The sequence below is a fragment of the Nostoc sp. PA-18-2419 genome, assembly GCF_005869855.1.
Taxonomy (GTDB): Bacteria; Cyanobacteriota; Cyanobacteriia; order Cyanobacteriales; family Nostocaceae; genus Nostoc.
In genome coordinates this window covers 19225-35795 of the sequence record NZ_SZNH01000024.1, presented here as the reverse complement: position 1 = coordinate 35795, position 16571 = coordinate 19225, and the positions used below count along the sequence as shown (strand labels likewise).

The 16571-nt window shown below is 42.5% G+C and carries 13 protein-coding genes; 6 read left to right on the top strand and 7 right to left on the bottom strand.

Annotated elements, in window-relative coordinates:
* Positions 1-170: 170 nt before the first annotated feature.
* The 5 genes from FCR06_RS22120 to FCR06_RS22100 all read left to right on the top strand — a co-directional run bounded on the left by FCR06_RS22120 (position 171) and on the right by FCR06_RS22100 (position 5375).
* Complete coding sequence (locus tag FCR06_RS22120) at positions 171-1010, top strand: tryptophan 2,3-dioxygenase family protein (RefSeq protein ID WP_138503559.1); 840 nt, start codon at positions 171-173, stop codon at positions 1008-1010.
* A gap of 413 nt (positions 1011-1423) precedes the next feature.
* Positions 1424-1774: a hypothetical protein gene (locus FCR06_RS22115; protein WP_138503557.1), complete on the top strand. Its 351-nt coding sequence runs from the start codon at positions 1424-1426 to the stop codon at positions 1772-1774.
* Between the two features lie 379 nt (positions 1775-2153).
* The gene (locus tag FCR06_RS22110) at positions 2154-2390 is read left to right on the top strand and encodes a hypothetical protein (protein WP_138503555.1); all 237 of its coding nucleotides are present in this window, start codon (positions 2154-2156) and stop codon (positions 2388-2390) included.
* Positions 2391-2790: 400 nt separating this feature from the next.
* On the top strand, positions 2791-4419 hold the full coding sequence (locus FCR06_RS22105; RefSeq protein WP_138503553.1) for a response regulator: 1629 nt from the start codon (positions 2791-2793) through the stop codon (positions 4417-4419).
* Positions 4416-5375 (top strand): GGDEF domain-containing protein, encoded by a 960-nt coding sequence (locus FCR06_RS22100; RefSeq protein WP_138503551.1) that lies wholly within the window; start codon positions 4416-4418, stop codon positions 5373-5375. Before FCR06_RS22105 ends, FCR06_RS22100 begins: the two co-directional genes overlap by 4 nt.
* 116 nt (positions 5376-5491) lie before the next feature.
* On the opposite strand, the gene FCR06_RS22095 is transcribed toward FCR06_RS22100, so the two are convergent.
* Positions 5492-6628 carry a cob(I)yrinic acid a,c-diamide adenosyltransferase gene (locus tag FCR06_RS22095; RefSeq protein ID WP_138503549.1) on the bottom strand — a complete coding sequence of 379 codons (1137 nt, stop codon included), beginning with the start codon at positions 6626-6628 and terminating at the stop codon, positions 5492-5494.
* Between the two features lie 202 nt (positions 6629-6830).
* Positions 6831-7001, bottom strand: a complete 171-nt coding sequence (locus FCR06_RS32860) for a hypothetical protein (RefSeq protein ID WP_189523519.1) — start codon at positions 6999-7001, stop codon at positions 6831-6833.
* 50 nt (positions 7002-7051) lie between these two features.
* On the opposite strand from FCR06_RS32860, the gene FCR06_RS22090 reads away from it, so the two are divergent.
* Positions 7052-8485 (top strand): alpha-amylase family glycosyl hydrolase, encoded by a 1434-nt coding sequence (locus tag FCR06_RS22090; RefSeq protein ID WP_223280235.1) that lies wholly within the window; start codon positions 7052-7054, stop codon positions 8483-8485.
* A gap of 480 nt (positions 8486-8965) precedes the next feature.
* Here the strand turns inward: FCR06_RS22090 and FCR06_RS22085 are convergent, their stop codons facing one another.
* From FCR06_RS22085 to FCR06_RS22065, 5 genes are all read right to left on the bottom strand, one after another.
* Positions 8966-10783: an ABC transporter ATP-binding protein gene (locus FCR06_RS22085; protein WP_138503547.1), complete on the bottom strand. Its 1818-nt coding sequence runs from the start codon at positions 10781-10783 to the stop codon at positions 8966-8968.
* A 113-nt stretch (positions 10784-10896) separates the two neighbouring features.
* Positions 10897-11997 carry an aliphatic sulfonate ABC transporter substrate-binding protein gene (locus FCR06_RS22080; RefSeq protein WP_223280234.1) on the bottom strand — a complete coding sequence of 367 codons (1101 nt, stop codon included), beginning with the start codon at positions 11995-11997 and terminating at the stop codon, positions 10897-10899.
* A gap of 57 nt (positions 11998-12054) precedes the next feature.
* Complete coding sequence (locus tag FCR06_RS22075; RefSeq protein WP_138503545.1) at positions 12055-13053, bottom strand: aldo/keto reductase; 999 nt, start codon at positions 13051-13053, stop codon at positions 12055-12057.
* A 101-nt stretch (positions 13054-13154) separates the two neighbouring features.
* Positions 13155-14693 (bottom strand): amidohydrolase family protein, encoded by a 1539-nt coding sequence (locus FCR06_RS22070; protein WP_138503543.1) that lies wholly within the window; start codon positions 14691-14693, stop codon positions 13155-13157.
* A 179-nt stretch (positions 14694-14872) separates the two neighbouring features.
* Positions 14873-16237 (bottom strand): LLM class flavin-dependent oxidoreductase, encoded by a 1365-nt coding sequence (locus tag FCR06_RS22065; protein ID WP_138503541.1) that lies wholly within the window; start codon positions 16235-16237, stop codon positions 14873-14875.
* Positions 16238-16571: the final 334 nt, after the last annotated feature.

The window sequence follows — 16571 nt, the reverse complement described above, 5'->3', positions numbered from 1 at the left end:
CCTCACATATCCACCCGTCGATTCTAATCTACAATATCACTGATGCAGAAAGGATAGGCGATCGCGACGAGAAATCTCCAGTCATTACTAATTGAGCGATGCTCTATTTCAACTGGAAAACAATTTTACAGTGTGTACTTCCCATCTTGAAATATTTTTAAACCACAACTATGTCCGAATTCCACAAACCCCAACCCTTACCGCCATTAGATTCCAATTTGGATGTTACTCAAAATCACTACTGGAATTATCACAATATTGAAGCACTCATTGCTTGTAAAAAACCTCTCACAGTCTCCAAAGACGAAGATTTATTTATTACCGTGCATCAAATTTGTGAACTCGCTTTTCACCAAATGATTATTGATATGGAACGAGTTTTAGATGCTTTCGCTACGGCGCTACAAGATACCCGAGATGCAGTGATTGGTGATACAGCAGAGGCATGTTATTTTTTAGAGCGCATTTTGCGTTTTTATGAAGTAGTGAATACAACTATGCCAATTTTGATGACAATGCGGGCATTTGCTGAGTTTAGAACAACTATCGGTCCGACTAGCGGTTTCCAGTCTTTTCAGTTTCGCCATCTGGAGATTATGAGTGGTGTTCGCAAGTATTGGGATGGCGGTACGAAGGATACAGAAGGTAAGCTACACATTGCAGAAGTTGAGTTTAATTCGCGCTATGGCGAGGAAGTAACAAAGTGGTTTGAGTTATACCAAAAACGCAATCTTGCTGATTATTATCAAACTCTCACTAGCCGCGTTCCTGGTAACTCTTATCAAGAAAGCATCGCCTATCTACAAAATTATCCCTATGCTAGTGCAATTCTGAAGCATCTGCGTGCTTACGATCGCTTGCAAACACAGTTTCATCAATCTCATTTGGGACTGGCAATTCAACAACTAAAGATAGTCGGCGTTGATATCGGTACTGGTGGTACATCTTTTCGAGATTATCTTGGTAAATACGACACCGAAGAAGCCCCACTTTTTCCTGGTCTGAATTAGCTTTTCCTTGTTCGCTATTTCAGCTAAAACAATAATCTAATTGAGGCGGCATAGGCATCGCTATCATCGGTAAGTAAGGATATTCAAAAATCTATATACTACTGATGCTATAACCAACAAATAACCAGCAGATAACGCTGCTACTTTGTTTTTGCCAGCCATAAAAAATTTTATTAAATAATTATTAAAAATATATATAATCTATAAAGTTATGCTTGAGACTTATTAATAACAAGTCTCATAATTAAATAAAATTTAGCACTAGCAAGCTTTGAGTGCTAAATTTTAACAGAAGTTTAATACCTATAAGCTAGACATAAATTCTACTTTTTCTAGATAACTTAGGTATTTTTTAGGCATTATTTTAAGATAAAAAGCTTGATTGATAGTAATTAAAAGCTGGGAGAATCTATATGAAATACACTTTTGATATTGTAGGAGTATCTCCACTTTTACAATTTTTTAGTCACCAACAACAGATTTATCAACAAGTACCCCATCAAAGTGTTGAATATTTGGGAATGCATACCTGTACGCTAGATACATTTCTCAAATCTGTAGAATCAGTTCGACCACAGCACGGCTGGAATCTAGATCGAGTTGTAGATACAGTAATTCAGTTTTGGTTGAATAACTCAGATAGTATTCGTTATTGGAAAGTATGTTTAAATGATGCTGGTAAAGATAATTTATTAGTCACAAGGTTGGCGGATATAACCGCCTTACAAGCTGAATTTGAGTCTCTATTAGATAAAGAGATATAGCACCTAAATCATTCCGAAACAACAAGCTCCCTGACTTATAATCAGAAGTTGGGGAACTGAGCTTTGGGACTTATTCGACACCTAACTACTGATACAGATTTTACTTACGTGTATCAAGCAAAATTTCTCAGCTTAATACTTCTTTGGACTTTGGGCTTGAGTATTCTTATTACCCGAAAAATAGTTGCAAATTCAAGGTTTAAAGGTAATAAATACCTGGAATTTACAACTTAGTTCGTCTAAAATATTGCGCTAAGTATTGACAATTTATCAATAATCGAATAACAAGGTGGCAGTAGCTTTAAAAAAAAGCGTTAGTGCATTTCTACCTAGAAACTAATTAATGCCCTTCATGAAACTTCATACGGAAAAGATAATTATGCCAGAAAATACCGAATACAAAGCTGACAAATCAGGCAATCAAGCTATTGCTTACAAAGAGCGTCTGAATTCTTGGGCGATCGCTCGTTTACTTCCCGATACCCAACGGGAAATTGTTGCTCGCTTCCGTAATCGTTCTGATGCAGATGGTTATATCCAGCATTTGCGTCAGGAAATCCCGAACGCTTGTTTTATGGTTGTCTTTGATTGTCAACGTGAAGAAGCTGTGATTTAAATCACAGGTTGGCTTTGAGTTTTTGGATGGAGGAAACCTCCATCTAAAAAAATTTTGCTTTTGTGTGCGCTTTTGAGGTTTAAAATCCGATATGGAAGTAGGAGTCAAAAGATTTTCCGATTGAGTGCGATCGCTGCTAAAATGTCACAACTCTTGATTGCAATCCAGGCTTCACTTCAAAATTCTGGATTTAGTCAACAAAGACGACAAGCAGACATACAAACATAGGATTCTTATTTGAATGTATCAAAAAACTCACTACACTTAAGGCGAAGGGCAACAGACAATAGGCAATGGATAACAAAGGAATATGCTTTACTCGTTCCCTACGCTGTAGAAGTTCCAACGTTTTTGTCAACAAGTAGCTGATAGGTGCGAAAATCATGAATTGGAATACCGAATGTTAACAGCCGACGGGCGAGTTGTTTGGCTGCGACAGATTGTGACGGTAGTTCACGAAACCCGAACTCCTACAATGCTGAGGAGATTTATGTTTGAGATCACAGATTTTGGGCTGAAATCCATGCTCTGTGTCCGCACTTATTATAAGGGAGAACCAAATAGTGCTATAATTATCCACCAATGCAGCTATTTTGGCCAGTGGACACAAGATGAAATTGAATTACTAGAAGCAGTGGCCGCTCAGTTGGGTATTGCTTTAGCACAAGCTCAATTACTGGAACAAGAAACCCGCCAACATCAAGAACTCACCTTGAAGAACTTTGCCTTGGATCAAGCAAAACATCAGGCAAAAGCCGCAAATCTAGCGAAAAGTGAGTTTTTGGCGATGATCAGCCACGAAATTCGTACTCCCATGAATGCTGTTATTGCCATGACAGGTCTACTGTTGGATACTCACCTGACGCATCAACAGCAAGATTTTGTGGAAACAATTCGCAGCAGCAAAGATGCCCTTTGGGTTGAAAGTCAGGGGTTTGTTGGTAGCAATCCTAATTCTACATGGCAAAGTAAAAAATTATCTTCTTACTCTGGCGAAGGTTCAACATTTTACTTCACCATTACAGCCAAAGTGATCCCTTTAGGTAAACTAGAAACTTCCCTTGATTTTGGTGATGTGCAGTTTGCTGCTTTTTTGAGCAAACTAATTAAACAGACTCAACTCTACGATGTTATGACCCGTGTTCTGGTTAATCAGCCGACCAAAGCTAGTATTTCTCATTCTCATTCACCCTTGGTCGATCCGCATTTGGCACATCGATTGCCACTGCGGATTCTTTTAGCAGAGGACACGGTTGTCAATCAGAAAGTTGCTCTTTTGATGCTACAGAAAATGAGTTATCAGGCAGATGTAGTAACTAATGGACTAGAAGTGTTGCAAGCGTTGCAAAAACAGCCCTATGACGTAGTGTTGATGGATATCCACATGCCTGAAATGGATGGTTTAGAGGCAACTCGGAGAATTTGTCAACAATGGGAAGTTGGTTTTCGTCCCTACATCATTGCGATCACTGCCAATGCCATGCGCTGTGATCGCGAAGCTTGTCTGGCTGCTGGGATGAATGACTACATTAGTAAACCTATTCAAATCGAGGAGTTAGCCCAAGCACTTAGCAATTGCCCACCACTAACAAGTAAACAACGTCGAGTAATACCTCAAGAATTGCAACCGTCGCTAGATATCCTCCAGGTTCGTCAAAACCAGACATTCAATAGTGCCAAGATAGATGCCAAAATTCTCAAATCCTTGCAGAATATCCTCAAAGGAGATCATACGGCATTTGCGGAACTGATTGAGTGTTATCTTACACAAACTCCTAGAATGTTGCAAAATATCAGCACAGCGATCGCAACTGAGGACGCCCAGACTCTATGGAAGACAGCACATCAACTCAAATCTAGTAGTGCCTCTGTAGGAGCGATCGCCTTGGCACAACTTTGCAAGCAATTAGAAACACAGGGACGCAGCAACAAGTTACAAAATAGCCAACAAGTTATATCACAACTAAACCAAGAATATGAACAGGTCAAAACTGCCCTACAAAAAGAACTTGCCAAGGAAGGACAATGAAAGCCACCTCTCAACAAACCCAATCATTAGCTTTAATTGTTGATGATGAGCCATTCATCCGCATGATTTTGCGAAATTTCTTGGAGCGGGAAGGGTATAAAATTGTCGAAGCTCAAAATGGCATAGAAGCTTTAACTGTTTTTAACCAACTGCATCCTGATATAGTACTTCTTGATGCCATTATGCCCGATATGGATGGGTTTGAGTGTTGCACTCAGTTGCAAATTCTGGATTGTAGTAAGCATATTCCAGTATTAATGATTACAGGACTGGAGGATGAAGAGTCAGTTGACCGTGCATTTGAAGTGGGTGCAATTGACTATATTACCAAACCGATTCACTGGCCAGTTTTGCGACAACGGGTAAAACGCTTAATTCAGCAATCTCAGTTACAACAAAAACTCGAAGCTGTGAATTTAGAATTGCTGCGATTAGTTACTATCGATGGATTAACCGAAGTGGCAAACCGCCGGGGGTTTGAAGAGTATTTTTCCCAAGAGTGGCAACGGATGAAACGGGAACAACGCCCACTTTCTCTGATTCTTTGCGATGTTGATTATTTCAAATCATACAATGATACCTATGGTCATCGAGTGGGCGATCGCTGTCTATTAAAAATTGCTCAAGCCATCAAAGATATTGTCAAACGTCCTGGAGATTTGGTTGCCCGTTATGGTGGAGAAGAATTTGCCATAGTTTTACCTCACACAGACACCCAAGGGGCAACTTATATTGCCGAAAAAATTTGCGATGTTGTCCGCACATTGGCTATTCCTCATGGGAATTCACAAGTTAGTCCTTATGTAACCTTGAGTGCCGGCTTCACTACAGAAATTCCCCAACCAAATTCTGACTTGGAAGAAATGATTGCCGCAGCAGATCGGGCATTGTATCAAGCAAAAACAGCAGGACGCGATCGCTTTGTGCAAAATACTCTAGCTACCCAAATGCAATGAAAACAATACAACAGATCAGGGAGATGGGGAAGGTGGGGTCCCCTAAGGGGATAAGGGGAAAGAATTTCATCCCACCACCCCACCTCTTCCACGCTCCTAACGCCCCATATCAAAATTTAAAAATCTACCCCTCGTTTTAGTTCTACACCTTGGTTGGCATAATGTTTGTGACAGTAAACCTCTGAATGGACGCTAGCTAAGTCGAAGTATGCTGGTTGGTTTTGGCAACGGCCAGTGATGATAATTTCAGTGTCGCGGGGTTTGCGGAGCAAAGCTTGAACAATGGGTTCAACGGGGAGTAGTTCCAAGTCAACTGTGGGATTGAGTTCATCGAGAATAATCGTTTTATACAGCCCAGAGGCGATCGCAACTTTGGCAATTTCCCAACCACGTTCGGCTTCTACATAATCTAATTCTTGGCGAGAATTGCGCCAGACAATTGCATCTCGACCGCAGCGTTGATGATCCACCACTTCTGGATATGACTGCTGCAAAGCGGCGATCGCTGCGTCTTCTGTGTAGCCAGTACCACCTTTGAGCCACTGCATAATTAATACACGGGTAGACCCTGGATGATTGATTCCCCTACCAATTGCCTGCAAGGCTTTGCCCAAGGCACTCGTAGACTTACCTTTGCCAGCACCAGTATAAATTTCAATACCATTGAGTAAGAGTGCTGTGGCAGTTGGGTGATGGTGCGGTTTCATTTCAGAGTGCAAATCTGCAATATCGAGTAACTTTTGTGGCGCGGCGCGTCCGGTAGCAATAATTTCCAACTCTTGGGGTTTAGATTTTAATGTCCGCACCACTTCATCCACTGGTAGTAAACCCAAATCGAGGACTGGGTTAATTTCATCTAAAACCACAACTGAATATAAACCACTGGCGATCGCACCTTTGGCAACATCCCAACCCCGCGCCGCTTCATTTTTGTCAAAGGCAGTAATTTCTTCTGGGCCAAAAAATTCGGCTCTCCCAGTCCGAACCTGGTCAATTAAATGGGGAAAACCACGTTGCAAAGCTGTGATCGCCCCATCTTCATCATAATCACGTTCCGGCCCCTTTAAAAACCGCAGCAGTAAAACCCGGTTGCAATTACTAGGTGTATTTATTCCCAAACCAATCGAACGCAAAACCACCCCTAAAGCTGCTTGGGACTTACCTTTACCCGCACCATCATAGACGTGAATTTGACCAATGAGCCGTTCTTGACGCACTTGCGCCGTCCGAATACCGATGCTGTTCCTTATCATTTCTCGAAAATTTATAATATAACAGTTTATGAACTATCACAACTAACCCCAAGTGGTATAATTGGGGATTGCGTATAGAAGACAACAAACCTTGCCTCTTAGCGGTCTTACATTCCCTTCATTAGGCGTATCGCTAGTTTCTAAAAACAATACCCCCAAGGCTTCATTTTTGATAATTAAAGTCAGTCAAAGAGTCACTTTCTTAACTGCTCTCCAAAACGGGACGTGATAGTTTTCCATCATTTTGCTCCTCAGTAAAAGGGCTACTGTCATCAAAAGGTGATTCCCAACATCTCGTTTTCCCCATTAAATTACCAGGTTCTACTGATGGCTTAGGTTTAGCAGTTGTATTTTCAACATCAATGTACGCCATTAATATCTAGAATAAGCTATGAAAATGTCATTGTTTAAAGAGAATTAATCATGTCTGCAACCGGATCTAGTAAAACACGAGACAGATTAACAGCAATCAATTTGATGAAAACTATCTTCAGCCGTGCAGTTGTAATCTGCACAATTTGTATTTTCCCGATTAAGACATTAGCAGTGTCAAAACCCACTGCGATTTTCCATGCATTCGATCAACAATATAGTGATATCGAAAACGTTGTATGTGAAATCGGGAAGCAAGGATATTCTCACATTCAAATTCCTCCAGCCCAAAAATCTAATCCTGCCCCAGAATGGTGGGCGCGATATCAACCTTTAGACTATACCATTATTGAAGGTAGAGGTTCGCTTTTTAATTTAAAAAAACTGGTTAATCAAGCCCACAGTTGTCATGTGAAAGTGATTGCTGATGTTGTTTTTAATCATCTAGCTAATTTAGATAGTAATGATAATTTTGAAGATTTAACTAAATTTCCTGGTTTTTCTCCAAGTGACTTTAATTCAGACTCAAATCGTCCGGGGAAAAAACCCTGTGACATTAATTATAACGATGGCAACAGAAATTCAGAAATTAATTGTTGGTTGGGTGGACTTCCTGATCTGATATTTACTAATAACGTTAAAACAATTCAAAAAGCTTATTTAAAGAAATTGCTAGATTTAGGGATTGATGGATTTCGATTTGATGCTGCCAAGCATATGCCAGCAGATGTTGTTAAAGAGTATATCAGCTATGTGGATCAAGAAAGTCAAGGAAAAGCATGGAATTATCTTGAGGTAATCACAGATAGCGACACTAGTGCAGAAAATTATAACTGGATTGCCGCTGTTACAGATTATGTTCTCTACAACTCAATAAAAAATGCCTTCAGTTCCGATGGAGATTTGCGATCGCTGCGAATTCCCATAGCCATAAACGATCCGCGTAGTGTCACCTTTGGCAGAAACCACGATAATATCCGCGAGATTAATTCAAGTGCCATCAACCCCTATAGCGATCGTTCTGATTCTTTCCTAGCAACAGCTTACGTCCTAGCAAGAGAAAGCGGTACTCCTCTAATACTAAACTGGGATCATAGAGATGCTTCTTTTATTAAATATGGTGTCAAATTTCGCCAGATTATGGAGCAACGAGGAAATCAGGGAAAAAATATCAAAGAAAATGTTTTAGCAGCCGTTGATAGTCCGACTGTATTGCTAATGGAGCGAGGCAGTGAAGGATTTTTTGTTGTGAATAAAGGTGAGAATAAATTTAATATTCCAGTACTGGATTTGACCTTGACAAATTTGTCAGGATGTTATCGGGAACTGCGTAATAACTTTACTGTTGCGATTGAGCGTCGTGAGCGTACTAAAAAATTTATAACTCGTTGGGTAAGCTGGAATAGAGGTGGTATGGAAGTTCAAAAACGCGATGCACTTTATTTTATTCGAGAACCTTTTAATCAATGTCAAAATAATTCGTAATTGATAATGACGCTCGTTCACCCTTGGCGTCTCGCCTTGGGAGAGGACACGGCTTAGCTGCGCTAACATTATTCGTAATTACCCTATAACTGAAGTTATGGGCTTGAAAATAAGGAATAAATTTTTTATTGTTGTCCATAACTGAAGTTAGAGGTTTGTATCCCCAATTACGAATTACGTAGCTTGCTTCTCGCCGGAGGCGAGTATTACGAATTACGAATTAGTAATTATTTGGTAAAGGCTAAAGCTCCTTCTTACTAGTCGTACAATTCTCAATTTTATGGATTGATGTGGTGGAGCGAACGCTGACTCATATTGCTCTTCAATTACTCTGGTCAAAGAAAAATCTTAGTCAATTTTTAAACAACAGACATAAACGGGGTTTGGAGCTTTATTTTCTAACATTATACTTAAAATCATCTTTTTGGGCTGAAAGTCCTGTGTAGTAAGGATTATTGCTTTTTTATCTGGAGAAAGCGATTAAAGAGCGATAGGTAAGAATCCACCTGCCTGCATTTTCCATAATCTGTGGTAGGCACCGCCTTGGGCCAAGAGTTTGGCGTGGGTACCATCTTCGATAATCCGACCTTGGTCGAACACCAAAATCCGGTCTAAATGGGCAATGGTGGATAGGCGATGAGCTACCACAATCACAGTTTTGCCATCCATTGCTAAATCTAAGGTTTCCTGGATCGCTTTTTCAGTAATCGAATCCAGACTAGAGGTGGCTTCATCCAAAATTAGGATTGGCGCATCTTTAAGGATTACCCGCGCGATCGCAATCCGCTGTCTCTGCCCTCCTGATAATTTAACACCACGTTCACCTACCAAAGAATCATAACCCTCTTTCATCTTGACGATAAAATCGTGAGCATAAGCCTTCCGTGCGGCTTCAATTACTTCCTCATCCGTTGCATCTATGCGTCCGTAACGAATATTTTCGATCAATGTGCGATGAAACAGAGATGGATCTTGGGGAATTAAGCCGATCTGGGCATGTAGGGCATTCTGAGTCATATCTCGAATATCGACTCCATCAATGAGAATTTGTCCTGATTGGGAATCAAAAAGACGCAAAATTAAATTGACAAAAGTAGATTTTCCAGAGCCGGAAAAGCCCACTAAGCCGACACGCTCACCTGGTTGGATAGTGATAGAGAGGTTTTCAAAGACTTGTTTGCCTAACGTGTAGCTGAAATTCACTTGCCGAAACTCGATTTTACCTTGGGTGATGGAATGAGCGATCGCTCGATCCTGATCGATCAACTCATGCGGTTGAACAATTATGGAGACACCATTGACGACATTGCCGATATGTTCAAAGAATTCTATAAATCGTCGGCTCAAATTGCGGGCTTCACTAACGATCAACAGCGACAGGCTAGTTGCCACAACAAAGTCAGCAGGAGCGAGCACTCCTTGACTCCACAGGGAGACGGAGTAATACAAAACGCCGATTTTCAGAATGGCTGCTGAGATGAACTGAAACCAGCGAATTCGCTCCGAGTACCAGTTGGACTTTCTCACCTCATTGATTTCGCGTTTTAATTGCTCATTCAAATAACGTCGTTCAAAACCCAGGCGAGCAAACAGTCGGCTACTGCTGAGATTTGTCACCGCATCTACAATCATGCCAGTCGTGTCACTTCTTGCGGCTGCGGCTTTGCGGGAATAAATTCGGCAGCGAGTTGCTAGCCAGAACGAAATACTTACGAACATAACTGCCCACACACCCACGAATGCAGCAAGCGGAGGATAAGCACGATACAGTAATATCGCAGAGACAATATACACAACGATCAAGGACATAAATTCAGTAATCAGCATTTGCATCGTCTGGGTTACACCTAGAGAGGTTTCGCCGATGCGATGCGCCAATGCCCCAGCAAAACTACTGCTCAAGTAGCGATGCGAATGGTGCTGCAAGTAGGCATATAGGGAGCGGACGATGTGCTGTCGGTGGATCGGATGGAGAATGGTCTGCAATAGTCCAGCTGATCGCCCGAATATTACTTCACCTACACTCAAAGCTGTGAATAGCATCAGCGGTTGGCTGATAGCATCAAGAATGGGCTTAATGTCACCAGTCGATCGCGTCACGCTCCTGATGATCTGGCCAATGGCATAGGGCAACATAATACCACAGGTTGCGTGTATTGTCTCCAGGATCACCATTGCTAGATACCACCAGCGGAACTGGTTGACGAAATAACAAATGAACCTGAATGGAGTATCAGGTAAATTTGGTGCATCGGCAGCACGTTGAAAAGATTTGGAAAGTCTGACCTTTTTTCTCATAAAAGTTGTTGTGGTAGTAGCAACCTGTTATGTAAAATAAAAATGGACGGCTGCTTTAGCCGCCCTATGGAGTTAAATTAAGTAGGAGAGTGAAAAATCCTACTCTGTAGTTTCTAAACCATAATTTCAGGCGGTGTGATTGCAGCATATAAATCCGGCGGAAGTAATGCATCGTGAATGTTAATTTTCTTCGGTATAACACCTTCTTGAAAGAATAAATCTGCCACGCGTTGTTGTTCGGCAATCAGTGTGGGGCTAAGGCCTCTGCGTCCTGCGAAAGTGCGACGAGACATAATCTTTGCTACCACATCCTCATCGAGCTTTTGTAGCTTTGTTATCAATTTAGCTACTTCATCTCGATGCTTGTCTGCCCACTGATCGAGTTTCTGAAGCTCCTCAATGATAATTTTTAGTATGCCAGGATTCTCTTCGGCAAACTTCCTGTCAGCCATATAGTAGCCACCAGGAGAGTCTAGCCCTACAGAATCTCTAAGGATGCGAATTCGATTCTGCTTTTCGGCGATCGCATAGTATGGATCGCTTGTCATCCAAACAGGAATTTTACCTTCAATAAAAGCCGCCGATGCCTCAACAGTTGGTAGACTTTTGATTTTAATATCTTTGATGGTCAAGCCGATTGACTGCAATGCTCTAAGAATAAAATAGTGCGAGGCCGAGCCTTTTTGAAAACATACTTCTTGCCCCTTAATATCCTCAAACCTCTTGAGTGGAGACTCTGGTGGCACGGCAATTACAGTACTTTTCCCTGTTGTTTGGGTTCTTTGTGTACCGACAACATAAACCAGGTCAGCCCCAGCCACTTGAGCAAAAATTGGTGGTGTTTCTCCTACTGATCCCACGTCAACCTTGCCTGCACGCATTCCTTCCATGAGTTGGGGACCTTGGACAAATTGTGCCCATTCCACCTTGACACCCAATGGTTCTAAGCGTTTCTCTAAAACTTTCTGATTTCTAAACAGATCCCCCGAACTCTGATAACCCATGTGTAAAACTTTAGTTTTTATACCAAGGGAACTAGAACTGGCAGAAGATGTTTTTACATTCTGTTGGCTTTGTTCACTACAACTTCCTAACAGATACGCCATAGATAAACCACATAAACTAGATGTAGCAAAATGGAGAAAACGACGACGTTCCATCCTAGCTATTTTATTTATGAGATATCTCTGATTTGAAGGAATTCTAGTTGTCATTGACAAAAACTCTAGGTGTTAAGATGCTTAAGTTTTGGGGTTGGCAATTAATTGTTCCTAACGCAGAGAATCTCCCCTGCGATATTCTGCGGTGAGGTCGTCTAGTTTTTGTTTCAAATTGTCGTCAAGTTTTACTTCCAAAGCCTTTAAGGTGTCAGCAAGCTGTTCTGGACGACTAGCACCAACAATCGGGGCAGTGATAATCGGATTAGCCAGAACCCAAGCTACAGCTAGGGTAGTGAGAGACAATCCGGCCAAGTCCGCCACTGTGCGTAATTCTTCCACAGTATTAAACTCGCGATCGCGCCAATAGCGTTCTTGATAACGTTCTGCAACAGCACCCAGAGTAAAACGCGTGCCTGCGGTAGGGCCTTGACCGAGATTGTGTTTACCGGTGAGCAGACCACCCGCCAAGGGATTATAGGAAATTACACCCAGTCCTTCTTCTTTTGTCAAAGGCAGTAGTTCTCGCTCAATTTCGCGGAACAGCAGGTTATAGCGAGGCTGAATCGAGACAAAGCGAGTCAGATTACGCACATCAGCGCGACCCAAGGCACGGCTAAGTCGATAAGCTAAGAAGTTAGAAACCCCGATATAGCGTGCTTTACCAGCACGAACTACTGTATCCAATGCTTCTAGAGTTTCATCAAGGGGGGTTGAGGCATCGTCGGAGTGCAATTGATACAAGTCTACATAATCTGTTTGCAGCCGTCTTAGAGAAGCATCGATCGCATCTAGAATATGTTTGCGTGAAGCACCCCGATCCCAAAGCGCAGGGCCAACCTGGCCGACGCACTTTGTAGCCACAATAAAATGTTCGCGTTTGCCTTTGAGCCAGCGCCCAACTATTTCTTCAGTACGCCCAGCAGTGGTTAGTCCACCCCCAAGTGGATAAACATCGGCTGTATCTAAAAAGTTGATTCCAGCATCAGCAGCAATGTTAAGGATCTGCTTGGAAGTTTCTTCATCAATCTGGAATCCGAAGGTCATGGTGCCTAGACAAAGGCGAGAAACAGTCAATCCGGTATTACCGAGTTTAGTGCTTGGTAAGGTCATGGTGTTCGTTGTTGAGTTAAAGGGATTGGGGAATTCAATTTTAGATTTTGGATTAAAATTCAAAATCTAAAATTGAATTCCCCCTTATCCAGCAAAGTTATTTACACTAATGCTAAGTTCCGATCCACTTGTTGGGATTCGATGTTAGCTACCTTAGATTCAACCGCTGTTCCCTTGAAGAAGTCTCTTTTGGCTTGAGTATAGAACTTGTAGGGATTAGCAAATACATAAGACTTGAAGTCGGCTTCGGAAATCACGCCTTCTGTTACGAGATCCCAGCTTTCAGCCAAGGGAGAGGTGAGATCAGGCACATCCCAGTGACCAACATCTGAGGAATAGATGGCATTGATTTTCACACCCAACGGATTGGCTTTATCATTGAATGCTGCGGCGATGGTGCGATCGTCGGACTCGGAACCAAAGAAGAAACTATTCACCCAGCGATCGCGGATGTCTTCAATTGTTTCAATCCCTGCTGCACCAAAATCGTTGAGTTCACTAGCAACTGGCTGGCGGCTATGACGACTGAATGAAGAACCTAATACACTCTTGGTTAATTCTTCTTTGCTCAGGGAGTACCCTTGAGTAATTTCGCCACCGAAACGCTCAAACAACTCGAACAACTCATCAGAATTTGTAAATTCTGGGTTGTAGTTTTCTAGTCCCTTGAGATTGCGCTTGGAAAAGCGATCCACTAAATGAATGTAGACGTGGGCACCCCAGTCTGCACCCCCTTCTAGCATACCGAGACGCAACTGTGGAAAACGCTTGGTGACACCACCAAAGAACAACGCTTTGGCAAATGCTTGGGAACCATCGGCGAAGTGACCGATGTGGTTGTTCATGTAATTACTGATGGAGGAGCGTCCAGTCCAACCCTGACTGCCGTAGTGGGTAGTAATAGGTACACCGAGTTCGACAGCCTTAGCCCAGAATGGATCGTAATCATATTCACTATCCAAACCGTAAAAGTCGATATAAGAGGCATACTTAGCGATTTCCGGGAATTGATCTGCTGGATATTTTTCAGCGATCGCCTTAATCGGTCGTTTCACACCACCAGGAATATTTGCCACCTTCAAACCCAGTGTTTTCACTGCAAATTCTAGCTCCTCAATGGCTTCTTGAGGATTACTCATGGGGATACCAGCCACCGGTGTCAGGCGATCGCTATATTTCCGGTAGATATCAGCATGATAGTGATTCACCGCACGTTGCAGTGCTTGACGGTTCTCTGGACTTGCGCCAGCCGGTGCTAAGACGTTGTTGGGAAACAGCACCGAATAGTCTGACCCCTGCTCTGCTTGACGCTCATAGAGTAATGCCGGGAGGGTGTAAGTAGCAAGATCCAGCGTATTGCGAGTGACTCTTGCCCACCAAGGCGATCGAATTGTGCGGTTTTGTTGACGTTCTTGGGGAGTTTGCTGATACCAATCTTTACCATTGCTCTTGGAGTTAAGACGCGAAGCTTCCGCCTTGCGTAATTCATCTACGAGTTTTGCACCGCCATAATTAGCGATGTAATCCTCAAAAGCTGGCGTGAAATCATTAGTATGAACATCAGTATCGATTACCGGATAATCAAGAGTTGCTCTGATTCCAGCAGAGCGCGAAGTCTTTAATCGGCTATATTCAGTCATGATTTTTCCTGACAAAAATTACAAATTTTAATCCAATGTCTTTGGAAATTGAGAGCGCTCAGTTAAGAGTTATTCTCCCTTTGCCCCCTGCCCCCTGCCCCCCTGCCTCTTCTCTAGGGTGGAGATCTACAGAAATTAGGTTTTAAAAGGTATGGCTTAAGCATCTGTAAAAAATTCCTTTACGCCAACACTAATCTTTCATTCACTTGTTTGATGGCAAAACGATTGCTCGGCCGACCCAATCCCAAATTTTCACGTAAGGTACTGCCTTCGTATTCGGTACGAAATAGTCCGCGTTTTTGGAGGACAGGAATCACTAGGTTAACGAAATCATCTAATCCTGTAGGTAGGATTGGCGGCATGATATTAAACCCGTCTGCTGCATTGTTGTTGAACCATTCTTCTAATTGGTCAGCAATAGTTTCGGGAGTACCAAGGATGGTGCGATGACCTCTGGCAGTAGCAAGAGAGAGATATAACTGGCGCAGCGTCAGAGTGCCACGAGTAGCTAAATCCTTGACTAGTTTCAGACGACTCTTGTTGGTGTTGGTGTCGCTAGGTAGTTCGGGAGCTATATCATCTAGAGAATATTTGGATAAATCGACACCTTTGTAATAGTTTTCTAAAATACCCCAGGCTACATCGGGGTGAATCAACGATTGTAGAAATTCGTACTTTTCTTGAGCTTCTGATTCAGTACGGCCAATGATTGGGAAAGCACCAGGCATAATTTTTAGTTCGTCTGGCGAACGCCCATATTTAGCCAGCCGACCTTTGAGATCGGTATAAAATTCCTGGGCATCGGCTAGGGTTTGATTAGCGGTGAAGATGACTTCGGCAGTACGCGCAGCTAAGTCCCGTCCGGCTTCAGAGGCTCCAGCCTGCACAATCACCGGGTAGCCTTGGGGTGGACGACCAACGTTCAAGGGGCCTTTTACAGAAAAGTGTTTGCCCTTATGATTGAGTATATGCAGTTTGTCCGGATCGAAATAGATACCAGATTCTTTATCACTGATGAAGGCGTCGTCTTCCCAGCTATCCCATAGTCCTTTCACTACTTCTACAAACTCTTCAGCACGTTCATAACGTTGGCTGTGTTCCGGGTGTTGGTCGTGGCCGAAATTACGAGCAGCATTCTCATTGCCTGTGGTGACTACATTCCAACCCGCCCGACCGTTACTTAAATAGTCTAAAGAGGCAAACTTACGTGCTAAGGTGTAGGGTTCTTCGTAGGTGGTCGAGGCAGTAGCAATGAAGCCGATGTTTTGGGTGACGGAGGACAAAGCCGAAAATAGGGTGACCGGCTCGAAATGCACAAGTTTACCATTGCGTTTCTGAGTTTCCGGTGTGCCGCCCCAGATTCCTGGGCTGTCTGCTAGAAAAACTGCATCGAACAAGCCACGTTCAGCAGTCTGGGTAATTTCCTTGTAATGTTCAAAATTAAAGCCAGCATCCGCTTGTGAGTCGGGATGCCGCCAAGCAGAAATATGATGTCCGGTGGCTTGAATGAATGCACCTAACCGAAACTTACGTGTTTTGTTCATATATTTTGTTGTTTCCTTATAGTGCGTTAGTGCTAGCTCTACCGGAGGTATCGCTATGTGTATACCCAATGAGTTTTCATATCTGCGTTAGGTATGTCTAAAGCAGATATGAAAAGACAATGAATGTAATAATGGAATGCTTTGGCAACAACCAAATTTACTTGCAGAAGCTTATTAATTGCTTTACAAAAAATGAGATGACGGAACTGTAGGTCAGGTTGATACCACAGCAGAACTAAGAACGCTGCTACTTGGCAAACTAAATACCATAAATTTTTATAGCAATTTGACTTAGCAGATACACTTTACACAATAGACACAAAAAAAGATGTGT

What these genes read in the sequence shown, in the direction of transcription:
- FCR06_RS22120 (WP_138503559.1), top strand. Translation starts at nt 171, where the DNA reads ATGTCCGAATTCCACAAACCCCAACCCTTACCGCCATTAGATTCCAAT.
- FCR06_RS22115 (WP_138503557.1), top strand. Translation starts at nt 1,424, where the DNA reads ATGAAATACACTTTTGATATTGTAGGAGTATCTCCACTTTTACAATTT.
- FCR06_RS22110 (WP_138503555.1), top strand. Translation starts at nt 2,154, where the DNA reads ATGCCAGAAAATACCGAATACAAAGCTGACAAATCAGGCAATCAAGCT.
- FCR06_RS22105 (WP_138503553.1), top strand. Translation starts at nt 2,791, where the DNA reads ATGTTAACAGCCGACGGGCGAGTTGTTTGGCTGCGACAGATTGTGACG.
- FCR06_RS22100 (WP_138503551.1), top strand. Translation starts at nt 4,416, where the DNA reads ATGAAAGCCACCTCTCAACAAACCCAATCATTAGCTTTAATTGTTGAT.
- FCR06_RS22095 (WP_138503549.1), bottom strand. Translation starts at nt 6,628, where the DNA reads ATGATAAGGAACAGCATCGGTATTCGGACGGCGCAAGTGCGTCAAGAA.
- FCR06_RS32860 (WP_189523519.1), bottom strand. Translation starts at nt 7,001, where the DNA reads ATGGCGTACATTGATGTTGAAAATACAACTGCTAAACCTAAGCCATCA.
- FCR06_RS22090 (WP_223280235.1), top strand. Translation starts at nt 7,052, where the DNA reads ATGTCTGCAACCGGATCTAGTAAAACACGAGACAGATTAACAGCAATC.
- FCR06_RS22085 (WP_138503547.1), bottom strand. Translation starts at nt 10,783, where the DNA reads ATGAGAAAAAAGGTCAGACTTTCCAAATCTTTTCAACGTGCTGCCGAT.
- FCR06_RS22080 (WP_223280234.1), bottom strand. Translation starts at nt 11,997, where the DNA reads ATGACAACTAGAATTCCTTCAAATCAGAGATATCTCATAAATAAAATA.
- FCR06_RS22075 (WP_138503545.1), bottom strand. Translation starts at nt 13,053, where the DNA reads ATGACCTTACCAAGCACTAAACTCGGTAATACCGGATTGACTGTTTCT.
- FCR06_RS22070 (WP_138503543.1), bottom strand. Translation starts at nt 14,693, where the DNA reads ATGACTGAATATAGCCGATTAAAGACTTCGCGCTCTGCTGGAATCAGA.
- FCR06_RS22065 (WP_138503541.1), bottom strand. Translation starts at nt 16,237, where the DNA reads ATGAACAAAACACGTAAGTTTCGGTTAGGTGCATTCATTCAAGCCACC.